At 42.8% G+C, this 14,977-nt stretch carries 10 protein-coding genes; 2 read left to right on the top strand and 8 right to left on the bottom strand.

Annotated features, from left to right (window positions below; translation table 11 throughout):
* Positions 1–401: 401 nt before the first annotated feature.
* Positions 402–1,811 (top strand): sugar porter family MFS transporter, encoded by a 1,410-nt coding sequence (locus tag BUA53_RS09305; protein ID WP_072835094.1) that lies wholly within the window; start codon positions 402–404, stop codon positions 1,809–1,811.
* A gap of 59 nt (positions 1,812–1,870) precedes the next feature.
* On the top strand, positions 1,871–3,391 hold the full coding sequence (locus tag BUA53_RS09310; protein ID WP_072835095.1) for a glycoside hydrolase family 32 protein: 1,521 nt from the start codon (positions 1,871–1,873) through the stop codon (positions 3,389–3,391).
* 89 nt (positions 3,392–3,480) lie between these two features.
* On the opposite strand, the gene BUA53_RS09315 is transcribed toward BUA53_RS09310, so the two are convergent.
* From BUA53_RS09315 to BUA53_RS09350, 8 genes are all read right to left on the bottom strand, one after another.
* A complete protein-coding gene (locus BUA53_RS09315) occupies positions 3,481–4,044 on the bottom strand; it encodes a four helix bundle suffix domain-containing protein (RefSeq protein WP_072835096.1) in 564 nt (187 codons plus the stop codon).
* 90 nt (positions 4,045–4,134) lie between these two features.
* A complete protein-coding gene (locus BUA53_RS09320) occupies positions 4,135–7,167 on the bottom strand; it encodes a WD40/YVTN/BNR-like repeat-containing protein (protein ID WP_072835097.1) in 3,033 nt (1,010 codons plus the stop codon).
* Between the two features lie 119 nt (positions 7,168–7,286).
* The gene (locus BUA53_RS09325; protein WP_072835098.1) at positions 7,287–8,051 is read right to left on the bottom strand and encodes a 3-keto-disaccharide hydrolase; all 765 of its coding nucleotides are present in this window, start codon (positions 8,049–8,051) and stop codon (positions 7,287–7,289) included.
* Positions 8,052–8,069: 18 nt separating this feature from the next.
* Positions 8,070–8,738, bottom strand: a complete 669-nt coding sequence (locus tag BUA53_RS09330) for a gluconate 2-dehydrogenase subunit 3 family protein (RefSeq protein WP_072835099.1) — start codon at positions 8,736–8,738, stop codon at positions 8,070–8,072.
* A gap of 34 nt (positions 8,739–8,772) precedes the next feature.
* The gene (locus BUA53_RS09335) at positions 8,773–10,512 is read right to left on the bottom strand and encodes a GMC family oxidoreductase (protein ID WP_072835100.1); all 1,740 of its coding nucleotides are present in this window, start codon (positions 10,510–10,512) and stop codon (positions 8,773–8,775) included.
* Positions 10,513–10,675: 163 nt separating this feature from the next.
* Positions 10,676–12,256, bottom strand: a complete 1,581-nt coding sequence (gene treA / locus BUA53_RS09340) for an alpha,alpha-trehalase TreA (protein ID WP_072835101.1) — start codon at positions 12,254–12,256, stop codon at positions 10,676–10,678.
* Between the two features lie 220 nt (positions 12,257–12,476).
* Entirely contained in the window at positions 12,477–14,024 is a 1,548-nt protein-coding gene (locus BUA53_RS09345) for a vanadium-dependent haloperoxidase (protein WP_072835102.1), read from the bottom strand.
* A 1-nt stretch (position 14,025) separates the two neighbouring features.
* Positions 14,026–14,973, bottom strand: a complete 948-nt coding sequence (locus tag BUA53_RS09350; RefSeq protein ID WP_217652966.1) for a hypothetical protein — start codon at positions 14,971–14,973, stop codon at positions 14,026–14,028.
* Positions 14,974–14,977: the final 4 nt, after the last annotated feature.

Raw genomic sequence — 14,977 nt, forward strand, 5'->3', positions numbered from 1 at the left:
AATCTATTCATCCCTGGCAGGGAGATAAAGGGTTACCGGCCTCGAAAATTATTGGTCAATAAAAGCTATAGGAAATGGATACGGTCGGCAGGCTTAACGATAAGCAGCTGCTAACATAGAAAGGATTTTTGATATTTGCAAGCATCCTGCCTATTCATCTTACTTTGCGTTTCGTTCAACCATTCTGCGAATCATCATTTATCTTTTTACACAACAGGTGTTAAAGAACTATTTTTCAAACCCTTAGTGCTTTTTTTAATAAAGAGTGGGATGATTTTAATAACTTAATGACCGAATAGGTAGCAATGCCAAAATATTGAATCTTCTTTTACGATTCTTGCCTGCAATGACCAAAACAAAAACAAACCTTCTTCCATTCATCGCCATTTAATATTTCTTGTATGTATATAGAAGCAAATAAATCCGTAGAAACTGCTTTACATGGACAAAAGCCAATGAACATCTCTGCCTATGTGTTGCGTATATCGCTTACTGCAGCCCTGGCAGGTTTTATATTTGGGTTTGATACCGTGGTTATTTCGGGTGCTAACCTGCCTATCAAGCAATTGTGGCACACTTCGCCCCTCTTCCATGGATTCTTCATCATGTCCATGGCATTATGGGGTACCGTCGTTGGTGCCATCTTCGGTGGTATACCTACACAAAAATGGGGAAGAAAAAAAGTATTGGTTTGGATAGGCATACTTTTCAGCGCTTCGGCACTTGGCACGGCACTGGCGCCTGATCCTTATACATTTTCTTTCTTTCGTTTTATAGGGGGATTGGGTATTGGCGTTTCATCCGTGGCTGCTCCTACCTATATCTCCGAGATCTCTACACCAGCTAACAGGGGCAAACTGGTAGCATTGTATCAGTTCAATATAGTCTTTGGCATCCTGGTAGCCTTCCTGTCCAATTACTTTTTACAGGGTGTTGGAGGCGCCAATGACTGGAGGTATATGCTCGGTGCATTGGCAGTACCATCCTTAATTTATTCTTCCCTGGTAATAGGTGTACCGGAAAGCCCAAGGTGGTTGATCACCAATAAAAACGATACAGGCAAGGCAAAAAAGATTCTATCCAATTTGGGGATTGCAGATCCTGAAGCTGAAACAGCAGCTATAGTAAAAAGCTATCAACATGAAACGTCTGCTGGACATAGCTCCAAACTTTTCAGCGCCAAATACAAAAACATTCTATGGCTGGCTTTTATGGTAGCTTTTTTCAACCAGGTTTCAGGGATCAATTTTATTCTATACTATGCCCCGGAGATACTGGAAAGAGCTGGCCTTGCAGCCAAGGAATCACTTTTTAATTCCATAGCGATTGGGGGGACCAACCTTATATTCACTTTTGTTGGATTGTATTTAATAGACAAACTAGGAAGGAAAACCTTGCTGGCTATTGGTTCTTTTGGTTATATCCTTAGCCTTGGAATGGTAGCCTGGTGTTTTTATTCACATGCTGGCGCTACTTTATTAATGAGCTTCCTGCTGCTTTTTATTGCAGCGCATGCCATTGGACAGGGGGCTGTTATCTGGGTATTTATTTCCGAGATATTTCCCAACAAAGTCCGTGCGGTAGGTCAATCCTTTGGGGCGAGCATACACTGGGTGTTTGCGGCATTGATCACATTGATCACTCCAGTATTCCTTGATAAGGACAATGGCATTTTCAAGGATAATCCCTGGCCCATTTTTGCATTCTTTGCCTTTATGATGGTGTTGCAATTGGTATGGGTATTTACAAAAGTTCCCGAGACCAAGGGCGTATCACTGGAGGACCTGGAAAAGAAACTGGTAAAAGTCTAAGCTCTGTATCATTTATTGCACGGTGTAATTTTTACTTTAATCATTTGACATATAGCTATATGAATCAATGTAAATACCTGATCTTTTTAGCGCTGATCATTTCCTGTTCAACGGTACGCCATCCATCATCTCAATTTGATCCAACGGATGATCTGCACAGGCCACTGGTTCATTTTACGCCCAGGGAAAAGTGGATGAACGATCCCAATGGCATGGTCTTTCATAATGGCACCTACCACCTTTTTTACCAGTACTATCCTGATAGTACTGTATGGGGGCCTATGCATTGGGGGCATGCTACCAGCAAAGATCTTGTGCATTGGCAACATCAGCCTATAGCTTTATATCCTGATAGCCTCGGTTATATATTCTCAGGAAGTGCAGTGATAGATGAAAAGAATACAACTGGATTTGGCAGGAATGGCACACCAGCCATGGTAGCCATATTTACTCACCACGATCCTAAAGGAGAAAGCGCTGGCAGGAATGATTATCAAAACCAAAGCCTTGCCTATAGCCTTGATGAAGGCAAAACTTGGACAAAGTATGCCGGCAATCCTGTTTTAAAGAATCCGGGCATTAAGGACTTTCGTGATCCCAAGGTCATGTGGTACGAACCAGGCAATAAATGGATCATGACACTGGCCACACTGGACAGGATCACATTTTATTCCTCCCCTGATCTTAAGCAATGGAAAAAGGAAAGTGAATTTGGAAAAGAGGTGGGGGCTCATGGAGGTGTATGGGAATGCCCTGATCTTTTTCAACTTAATTATAATGGCAAAAACATTTGGGTACTTATAGTCAACCTGAACCCCGGTGGGCCTAATGGAGGCTCTGCCACTCAATATTTCTTAGGTGATTTTGATGGGAAGGCATTCAAACCATTTTCCACTGAAACCAAATGGCTGGATTATGGACCTGATGAATATGCAGGTGTTACATGGTCAAATACCGGCAAGCGAAAAATATTCCTGGGCTGGATGAGCAACTGGCAGTATGCAACGGTGGTGCCTACCCTAAGATGGCGCAGCGCCATGACCGTGCCGCGTGACCTGGGTATTCAAAAAATTGGCGAAAGCTATTACATAACCTCCAACCCTGTTCCGGAATTGAATGTGCTGGCAGAAAAACCTGTTGTATTGAATAACATTCAGGCTGGCAATTTTGACCTTACAGAGAAAACAGGTCTTGTCAATGGACCATCCATGATACAATTGAAAGCAGCTCAAATAGGAGATCTCTCCATTGAATTATCCAACGAGATAGGACAAAAGCTAATCGTTGGTTTTGACCAGCAATCGAATATGTATTTCATTGACAGAAGGGAATCAGGCAAGGTGGAATTTGAAAAAGGATTTGCCGCCAGGCATACAGCACCAAGGCTTTCCACCAAACAGGATATGGACATGACGCTTGTCATTGACAATGCTTCCATAGAACTGTTTGCGGATGGTGGCACCAGTGTAATGACAGCGATCTATTTCCCGGGTAATATTTACTCGCGGATAAAACTTCAATCACCAGGGAATCTAAGATTAGAATCTTTAGAGTTTAAAAGATTAAGGAGTATTTATTAGCATGGTTTGCAAAACTTATCTGGTTTTTGGGAAAAAAGCATTATGACGACGAGTCACCAGTGTCCTTTAAGTCCCCTAATAATAAGATGCTATTTTTTATTTCTATGATCTAGTCTTGCTTTCGTCATTCTTTCTCTTAATCCACCTTCCTTGATAAAAGCCTGTTCCAGTGATTTTAATTGTTGCGCCAACAACCAGGTAGTAACCCTGATCAAACAAATCATGGTATTGGCACATATTTCAGGTGCAGGGTTTTCAATGGCTTTTTTGAAAGTTTCATAGCTTGCGTTTGGTGTTTTGTTAAGTTCAGAGAACCTTAGGTATAACCTGCTATTTTTTGTCCATTGTTGCAGCTTATTGATTCTTAGAAAGTCCTCGTAATCTATTAGTAATTCTTCCAGGCTGGCACGGGCTACATTGGTAAGCTTCATTTCTGTTTCTTTACTGGTAGCTGATGCCATGCTGGCTTCTGCAATGTTTTGCTTGCCTGACCTGGCTGCCTGCACCATCTGGTCAATTGTACGGTCGTATTTTCTAAAAAAGCGGTTGGTAAAGTAAATAGTACCATCAAATACAATCTCCGACTTTTGGTAGGTTATCAAATTGCGATAACCACCGTGCTTTGGAATAAATCCTTCGTTGCTGGGTTGCATTGTGCTTCTTTCTTTTTATTTTTTGGGGACTTGGGCGACACCTGGGACATAAGTGAGGCCCATATCACTAAATTATAAAAATAAAAGGGATCATTTCCGGGCCATTTGAATTGCCGATCTTAATTTATCCCAATTAGCTAATTTCTTTTTTGTTTCCACTTGCAATGTATTACTGGAAATAACAACCTGAATGGTTGGTGCACTATCTGCATCCTGCAAAAGATTGACAAGACTGCCCAGTGCATTGTCCAATTGCGACAGGTTCCTTTCCCGCGCATTGGCTGGTTTATCAAATTGGGCCAGCTTTTCCAATAAGCCAGGTATTTGACCTGCTGTTGTCCCTTTCTTCAAACGGCTCTCCAGTTCAGTTTTATCTGATATGGCCTGCATTACCTGTTGTCTTAATTGATACAACTGCAATGAAAGTTTATACTGCTGCTCCAGGTCTGGTGCAGCTATTTTAACCCTTGGATCCATTTTTATCACAAGAGGTTGTGTATATGTTTTGCCACCAGCCATCAATTTAATGGTATAGGTTCCAGGCATAACAAACGGAGCATTAGGCTCAGGTGCTGTATTCTGATAAATGGCTGCTATGGGGAATGATGGAGCCTGCTGCAAGGGCTGGTAATGAAGATCCCAAACAAACCTGTGATAACCTGCCTTCCCTGATAATATTTCCTGTGGCCTTATCCAGTAAGGCGGAACATTATTAGGAGGTATGCTGTACATAGTATCCTTGCTGCTGTAAGTACGCACAAGCTTATTGTTTTTATCCAATACCTGCAGCACCACTTCACCTTTTGCATCCTGGTCAAGGAAATAATCTATCATAGCGCCATCAGGTGGATTCTGTCCGGCGGGTTCTTCCTGTGGTAGCGGTGTATCGGTATTCATATTCCAGCGTACACGGTAAGCCGGTGCAGGCCTGTATAAAAATGTTCCTGCTGTTCTTTTAATTGATTGCTGGCGTAAGGGCTCAATATCATCAAGTATCCAGAAACTTCTGCCATGTGTGCCAATGACAAGATCATTGTCCTTGAGGACAAGGTCCCTTATAGATGTGGCAGGCATGTTCAACCGTAAAGATTGCCAATGCGCACCATCATCAAAGGAAACATATACGGCTGTTTCAGAACCGGCAAATAATAAACCTTTTGTAGTTGGATCTTCCCTGACTACGTTGATAGGATCATCAGGAAGTCCATTCACTATTTCTGTCCAGTTACCTCCACCATCCTTTGTCCTGTATATGTGCGGTTTCATATCATCGAGTCGTATCCTGTTCACTGCAGCATAAGCCGTATTCACATCAAAATGACTGGCTTCCATCAGGGATACTTTGCTCCAGGATGTAATAGCCGGGGAAGTAACATTTTTCCATGTTTTACCACCGTTCCTGGTTACCTGTATCAATCCATCATCCGTGCCGCACCATATGGTATTACTATCCTTTGGTGAGGGAGCAACAGTATAAATAACGCCGCGGCGTGGCATTTTTTGTAAAGATTCAGTAGCGTAAATACCTACGCTTGCCGGTATATCCCAGCTTTCGCGGGTGAGGTCAGGACTGATCTCCTTCCATGAATGTCCGCCATCCCTGGTTTTGAACAATACATTGCCTGCGAAGAACAGGGTCTTGTTGTCTACCAGTGAAAACAAAACGGGGGCAGTTCTCAGGAAACGGTATTTACCAGAACGCAGTACTTCGGGTGCAACATTTTGCACCTGCCCAGTCCTTTTATCATAACGGCTGATCTTTCCGCCATAGATAATATTTGGGTTGAGGGGATCTGGTGCTACATAACCATATTCTTCAACACCAACAGGGTGCCATTCCCTGAATGTGATCTGCCCATCATTGCCCCGGGAGGCTATACCCACAGAACCACTTTCCTGCTGCGCACCATATACATTATAAGGGAAATCATTATCAGTGCTAACATGGTAGAACTGGGCTGTTGGCTGGTTGTACCAGGATGAAAAGGTCTGTCCACCGTTGACAGTTATAATTGCGCCCTGGTCGCTGGCAATAAGCAGTATATCAGTATTATTTGGGTTGATCCAGATGCGGTGGTAGTCGTCACCTCCAGGTGCTCCTCTATATGCCGTCCAATTATTACCTCCGTCTACAGATTTCCAGGTCATTACATTAGCGCAATAAACTATGTCCCTGTTTTTAGGATCGACCTTGATCTCTGCAAAATCACTTCCTCTTCCCCAAAGCCTGGGGTCAAGTTGTATCTTTTCCCAGCTTTCACCGGCATCATTGCTCCTGTATATGCCGCTGGCCTGTGCTGCATCAACGGTGGCGTATAAACGATTAGGATCACTGGGCGCAATGGTAAATCCAATACGGCCCAATCCTACCGAAGTTCCGGGCAATCCCTTTGTTAATTTTTTCCATGTGGTTCCCCCATCAGTTGATTTGAACAAACCGCTTTCGGGTCCATCCCATGCTCCATTCTCCCAGGGTCCCTGTCTGCCTGCCCACAGGTCAGCATAAACGATATTGGGATTGACAGGGTCGATAGTTACCTGTATCGCGCCAGTATTTTCATCTTTATAAAGCACCTGTTCCCAGGTTTTACCTCCATCCAGTGTCCTGTAAACACCACGCTCTTTATTTGGCCCATACGGATGCCCAAGTACTGCAGCAAAAACACGGTTCTCATTCGTTGGGTCAATAGCGAGGCCGCCCACCTGCTGTCCTTCCTTAAGGCCTGTATTGATCCAACTGTGGCCACCATCAGTTGATTTATAGATACCATTACCTACTGATAGGTCGGGACGTTGCAAGCCTTCTCCGGATCCAACATATATCACATCAGGATTGGAAGGTGACACTGCAATGTCTCCAACTGACCCAGTAGGCTGGTCATCGAATATGGGGTTCCATGTTCTGCCATAATCAGTAGTTTTCCAGACACCGCCATTATTAACGCCTATATAAAAAACATTGGGTTGTGAAGGTATGCCCACCGCGCCAACAGTTCTTCCACCCCTGTGTGGACCGATCATCCGGTATTTCATATCATTAAAGAAACTTTGCTGCGTTTGTGCTTTACTGTTTACAATAATTACTGTGAAGAGGAAAAAGGAAAGGAATAACCTGTTGAGCATATCAATGTATTATAACGATAAATGTAAAGGATTAAATGATTTAGGATATTGGAATTTACTTAAGGAATAAAAAAGCAACCCTAAAGGATTGCTTATAAGTTGATGATACAAACCATTAATTACAAATTGCGAAGCCAGATATTTCGAAAGCTTATAGGTTCGCTGGGATCACCATGTGCCTGCAGGCGAATAGGTAAAGGTCCATGGGAAACAGTTCTTGGCTGCCCAATATACTCCGTTGTTCCTTTAAGTTCAGCATTGTTCTGAACTACGACACCATTAAAAAATGCTGTCACTTTTCCTGCGCTTTTTACAGAGCCATCGGCATTGAAGCGTGGTGCAGTCCAAATGACATCATATACCTGCCATTCGCCGGGTGGACGAATTGGGTTCACCAATGGTGGATGCTGTTTGTATAGGCTTCCTGCCTGTCCATTTACATAGGTTTCATTATGGTAGGAATCAATGATTTGCAATTCGTAACCACCATCAGGTAAAGCAGCCAGGAATATACCGCTGTTGCCCCGTGCCTGTCCTTTACCTGTAATATTTTTAGGGACCTTCCATTCCAGGTGTAACTGGTAATCGGTAAATGAGGCTTTTGTTTGAATATCACCTGCCTTTTTATTAACTGTGATAACACCTTTTTGCACCAGCCATCCAGCAGGTTTGGTTGTATCGGAAGTGGAGACCCATTGAGACAGATCTTTTCCATTGAAAAGGATGACCGCATCGGAAGGGGCATCTGCACTGGTTTTGCCAGGAGTAACCATTGCCGGCACTGGCTTCCATACCTCGGTGTCTTCAGGACGGGCCTTTTGTTGTGCATTGACGCAACTACAAATAGCTGCTATGCATATGAAGGAAAGAAGGAATTGTTTCATACAGTTTGATATTTAATATTACTTAGAATTAAAGCTTACACATTCTTTGAGCTCCTTATCGGTATAAGCAAGCTGGTACTGTTTCAAAACTTCGTCCGGAACACCATTCCATTGATTGGGCTTGTTGCCTGCATATCCTACATCCTTAATACCCATTTCGGAAGAATAAAAACCAGAGGCTGTTAAATTGCGCATCAGGCTAAAAAAACTAACGCCTTGCTTCATATCCGGTTTTGCCTTTGCAGGATAGGCAATGGCATCAACCATTGCAATCTGTTGCTGCTGGCTGCAATCCTTAAAGGGTTTGTTATATTGTTTGACCATCTGGACATCCAGCCATCTTAAACCACCTCGCATGGGAGTCTGGAATTCTGGTTTGTCTTTAACCATGAATTCTATAAAGTCGGGCACCTTTGCATCTGTAGCACTTCCTGAAACTTCATCAGCAGGAATTATAATGTCTGCCAACACCCCAATGGTGGCCATTTCATGTGCATTGAAGAATTGATAAGACGTTAACTTTTCATACTCCGCCTTTTCTTCAGCCATACGGTCTATTGAAGATGCAGCAGCCTCCTTGGCTGGTGCTTTTTCTACTACTTTGTCCTTGGTTTTACAGGCATCTACGATCAGGCTGGTGGAAACGGTGCTCCAGGCAATGAGCTTTAATGATTCTCTTCTATCCATTGCAATATCTATTTAAATAAAGAGGATTGATCAATTAAATATTTTGTTTTTTCATTTCACTCACCAGGTATTCCGAAGCCCTCATGGAGAGTGCCAGGATGGTCCAGGTGATATTTTTATCTGCTTGTGAAACAAAGGCACCACCATCCACGACAAAAAGGTTTTTGCAATCGTGCGCCTGGTTATAGCTGTTCAAAGCAGAACGTCTAGGATCACTGCCCATGCGCACCGTTCCTGCCTCGTGAATGATCTTGCCGGGCACTTCCAGGCCATAATTATTTTTCTCATCATCATCACCACCCCAGGTTACCACTGCCCCCATATTGTGCATGACCTCTTTGAAGGTTTCCTTCATATGCTTTGCCTGCTTAATTTCATAGTCACTCCATTTTACATTAAAACGCAACACTGGAATACCGTATTTATCAACAACCTCAGGGTCTATCTCGCAATAATTATCCTCCCTTGCAATAGCTTCCCCTCTTCCTGCCATGCCCACTCCTGCTCCATAAAAAAATCTATAATCTTCTTTAAGGGATTTGCCATAACCTCCCGCTTCTTTTTGTTGGCCTTTGACCAGGTACTTACCATTAAGGTTTTCCATGCCCCAGCTAAATCCATATGCAGGCATACCCATGCCTCCCCAATATTCAATATGGTATCCACGTGGGAAATCAAGTTTCTTATTATCCAGCCACCATGGAGAATATACATGCATGCCACCCACTCCATCTTCATTATACCGCTTGCGGTCAAACAATTTAGGAAGCACGCCACCCATTGCCGCTCCTGTGGAATCATGCAGGTATTTTCCAACCACAGTACTGGAATTAGCCAGTCCATTAGGATGTCTTGGTGATTTGGAGTTCAGTAAAAGCCTGGCTGATTCACATGCACTGGCAGCCAGTATTACTGTTTTACCCTTGACCTGGTATTCATTGCCATCTTCTTTGCTTATATACGATACACCTGTTGCCAATCCTTCATTATTGGTCAATACCTCACGGGCCATAGCATTATCATACAAGTCAACTTTGCCTGTAGCCAGTGCAGGTTTTACCAGTACGGAAGATGAAGAGAAGTCGGCATATATCTGGCAGCCCCTATTACATTGTCCGCAAAAGAAGCAGGAACCACGTTGGTCATTTAATTTCTTTGTCAGGATGGATAGCCGGGAGGGGATGACCCGCACACCCGCCTGGGTAGCTGCATTCTTTATAAATAATTCATGCAGGCGCGGCTTTGGGGGTGGCAGAAATATTCCATCAGGATCATTCTCCAATCCTTCATTGGTACCAAATACCCCGATCAGTTTATCAACCCTGTCATAGTAGGGCTTCACATCATTATAACTAATTGGCCAGTCATCACCCAAACCATCAATGCTTTTGCGCTTAAAATCTTTGGGTCCAAACCGAAGGGAAATACGACCCCAGTGATTGGTTCTTCCACCCAGCATGCGCGATCGCCACCAGTCCCACTCAGTACCCTCTGCTTTTGTATAAGGTTCTCCATCTATCTCCCATCCCCAATAGGAAGCATCAAAATCACCAAAAGGACGAAACTTTGTACTGGCGCCTCTCCTGGGCGATTCATAAGACCATTTTAACTGGGTAACATTTTTGGCAGGATCATAATTAGGTCCTGCTTCCAGCAGTGCCACACTTAACCCGGCATTGGCAAGCATATAGGCTGCCATGCCTCCTCCTGCTCCCGATCCAACAATAATTACATCATAATTTTTTGGCTGTACCTTAATTTGAAAGTCTCCCATGTAGAATACAGATGAACTGTTGATTAATAAATTGGATGGGGAAGTTATAGAAAAGATTTTAACCCATTAACAAATGAATAGTTACCAATTATTAACAGCTCAGGAAAATGCAATGATCATTTCCTGCTGAAACAAGAAAACATACCAGCTTCTGCACCAGTTATTAAAATGGCTTCATCGGTTTGGCCGTATTCTTATGGTCTTTAAATAAGGCAGAGAACTTCAGGTAAACCCCATTAGTCCATCCAAACCCATCCTGCGTTGGATATTCGCCTCCCCCGCTTTCCAGGTTCGTGTTCTCCACATTATACTTTTCAAGAAGTTTTCCTGTGGTAGCAAAAACCTTTTCGTTAACGTTCATCCATCTTTCTGCAATTGTGTTAGCCAGTTGATCATATTTATAGTTCAGGAGTCCTCTAACAGCTATGTATTGCAAAGGCGCCCAACCGTTGGGAGCATCCCATTGTTGTCCTGTATGATAAACAGTGGTTGCTATACCACCATCCTTCAATAGTTTTTCCCTTATATTTTTCTGAACACCTTCCGCCTGTGTTTTTGTGGCAACATTGGCAAATAAAGGCATGGCTCCGGCTGCTGTGTATTTATTTGTAGTTTTTTTCTCTTTGAAGTTGTAATCAAAATAATACTGCTCCTTATTGTTCCAGCAATATTTTTGAATAGCTGCTTTACGCTTTTCTCCTCTTGCTTTATAATAATTGACCTTTGCCGATTGCTTTTTCACTCCTGCTGCTTTGGAAAGAATGTTCTCATAAGCATACAAAAGGCTATTCAGGTCAACAGGTACAATGTCTGTAGTTTGCACGGTTACCAAATGTGCAGTATCACCAAACCAGCGGCTACTGAAGTCCCAGCCGCTTTCAGCTCCTGCCCGCAGGTTTGTAAATGTCATAGAATCTTTGGTCTTTTCAAAAGTAGCTACATCTTCTGCATAGGATTCTTCCCTTGGCGCTCTTTTATCATCCCAGTAACGGTTTAATACAGTACCATTATCCAGCTTCACCACCCTTCGGAATGCATTGCCTGGCTTCAGGTCCTTTTCGCCCTGCATCCAAAAGGCATACTCTTTTTCCAATGCAGAATAATATTTTTTGTAAATGGCCGGTCCTTTTTTCTGCGCAAGCAGGTCAACCATCAAGGCAAAAAAGGGAGGTTGAGAGCGGCTTAAATAATAATTACGGTTGCCATTGGGAATATGCCCGTATTGATCAATGAGGTATTTAAAATTATCCAGTATATTTTCTACCAGCCCATATCTTTTACTTTCCATTAAACCCAGCATGGTAAAATAACTATCCCAATAATAGACCTCCCTGAAACGTCCGCCTGGAACTATATAGGATTCAGGCAGAGGTAGCAATGAACTATTAGGCTTATTAACATCCGCCTTTCGTTGCAGCACATCCCACAATTGTTCTATATGCGCAGTTATAGGCAATCCTTCTTCCACCTTCGCTGAAGTAGCTACAGGTACATTAAAATGATTGTTTACAAAGGAAAGCAGGTTGAATGTATCTGTTAGTTTTTGTTGCTGGTAATCCTTTAATATCTGTTCCCTGGAATATTTGGGAACAGCATCCACAAATGTTTTATTATCCTTGAAGACCCTTTTCAATTGAACCTCTTTGAAAAGATCGCCCCAAAGCAGATCCGGAGTTTGAACTGGTTGTGCAACTACAGCAATCATTGTTAAAAAGGCAATAAACACGCAAATAGAATTCTTCATACAGCTATATCTTATAGATAAAAGAGGATCAAAAGATACATAATAAAATAGATCTGTAGTCAGTGATGCAGTAGTAATAACAGCTAGCGGAATAAAAAAGGAATGCCGGCTAGACAACCGGCATCTTCCTATTCAATCAATCTTCTAAATTTTTGCGTTATTAAACGTGCTGCTTATGCGCTCATATTTTTGTGTATATTTTTGTGATTAATATTTTTAATTATTCCGCTCCATCTGTCAATGCTCTTTGCACCGCATAATTTCCAACATTCTTGCCCACTACAAGTCCAACCTCACAATCACTACGGAAATGGATACCTCCATAAAGCCTGGACATAGCTGCTTCCATGGCCATGGCTTCATACGCTGATTTTCTCTCCGGGATTATATGTCCCAAAACGGCAGCTGCAGCTGCGCTAAAAGTGGAATGACCAGAAATATAGGAAGGAAAATTAGGCAGGCCAGTTAAGGTCTTAATACGTGGATCAAGCTGTGAGGGTCTTGGATTGAAATACATCATCTTTGTATTCCAGGTAATGATGGCAGCATCGAATTCCGCCATATTCAATAAAGCAAGGTTCCTGGCCCAACGAACTTCACTGAAATTCTTTTTTATAAAATCATTGGCAGCGATATCATTCCAATGACCCGGTGGCGTACTGGTGGCCACACCATCAGCCCAGAAATGGACCTTTGCAATATTATCCCGGGTAGGTGAACTGGTATAGGAATAAACCTCCTCCAGTTCTTTTTTCATTTGGCTACCCGAAGTAGAAGGTGGAGGGCCAGGACACAATGATACTGCAGTAAGCGAATCAAATAAAAATGCTTTTACCTTTCCAAACATCATCAGCATTGGCGGACGACTTGGTGTTTCCAGGCTTTTCCATGGAGTTTCACCCTTCGCTACACAATCCGATTCAAATTTGGCCCAAATGGTGGCGTTGCCTGCAGCGGCTCCGGCCCTGTCACCACGGGCACGTGCAACAAATTTTTGGGCCACTGCCCTACCTAATGCTTCACCAGCTTCTATTTCGCTGCGTACATTACCACCACCTATTATCCGTGCTTTTGTATGTTCTTCTGCTTTTTGTTGAATAAAATCCTGGTCACCCGGGAACATTAGTTTCATCATTTCAACCATAACACCGGCAACTACAGCATCTTCTGATGGATACGAAGGGAGTGCTGTTTTCGAAAACATGACATTGATTCCCTGGTCTATTGTATAAGGTGCAGGACGATTGTATTGTTTTTTGTAATACCATGCTGCTACCAGTGCATCATATTGTGCCGCTGAAATATAGGCATAGGCTCTTGCTGCATAAGGTGGGTTAGAGAATGGAAACTGCGGGTATGCCAAAGGATTATTGGCATTTGGCAAAGGGTAAGTACCATCGGCATTTTGATAGGGAGGCAAATTGTGTTTGGCTACCAATTGCCGCAAAATCTCGTTCCAGCGAAGCACCGCACCGGCACTCCAATACTTTACTATTTGCTTTTGGTCTGGCGTTATGTTTGACTGCCAGCTTTTGATCTCATTGACCTGTGCAATGTAATCAGGGGAAGTAGTAGCAATGGGTGCTGCTACAGGAAACTCTGTCGGTGACGTTAGTAAAATTGGTTTCCAGGCACCAGCATCCAGGTCAATATTTGCAGGAGTTAATGAAGACAGATCATCTGTCCTCCCTGCAATATCTTTTGAGCAGGATGAAAATATTAATACACATCCTATTACTGCGGAAGTGAGGTTTATAATCTTTTTCATACTAGTCTTTATTGTTGGTTTGAACAGGCTTCCTGTTTTTGAAATAAAAAGCATAAAAAACACCAGCACTGTAGTCTTTGGACTGTCCCATGTTTCTTCCACTCAATGTAGTGTTAGCACCAGCCAGTATGGAAAGGTTAGTCCAGTTCTTCAACGTGTATTTGATATTCACGCCTACAGTAGTGGCATTCATCCTGTTACTGGGGAAAGGCATATTATTACGGGTAATATCAAAGCCTCCCAGTGTGGTCATATTAGAAAGAACGCCTTCAGCAATTAAATAAGTTCCTCTATAACCCGCACGCAATTGATAGAATGCAGCATCAGGCATTTTCACCTCATTGGTGGCATGTAATTCTGTATCGTAATAAGCATCCCTGTCCAGCTTGACATTGCTACGTCGTATATAGGAAGCAGAACCTGTCACTGTCCATCTTTTATGCCAGTAATCTACCATGCCCCTGGCTGTTACATTGGTGGATCCCAGGCCAATTGAAAAGGGTAAATAATCAATTACATAGTTGGATAATGGCGTAGACACACCTCCAAGGATAAATAATGAGATCTTATTGTTTCCAAATGCTTTGGAAACAGGTTTCCATTTGATGAATGCTGACGCATCCTGGATGCCTTTCAATCCATGAAAGGTTCCGGCGGATGCCTTAGTCCAGATATAGGGAGCACCTATTATGACATTTAACTGATCGGTAATGCCATATGCGCCCATATACATAACGGCCTGGGTGGAAACAGTGCCCAGGTTTTCATTACTTCTCTTCAAGGTTCCTTCCCAGTAATTATTCCAGGAAGAATGGCTATACATTAATCCGTTGCAGAATTGGTATTTGTTCATCATGATCGCATCAACATCCGTTTGGGCATTGACCCTCGTCATACCAATTAAACCAACGGCAAGTAAGCAAGCATATTTATATTTCTTACTGCACATAAAT

Origin of the sequence: Flavisolibacter ginsengisoli DSM 18119 (assembly GCF_900129295.1) — a bacterium.
In the GTDB taxonomy this organism is placed as follows: Bacteria; Bacteroidota; Bacteroidia; order Chitinophagales; family Chitinophagaceae; genus Flavisolibacter; species Flavisolibacter ginsengisoli.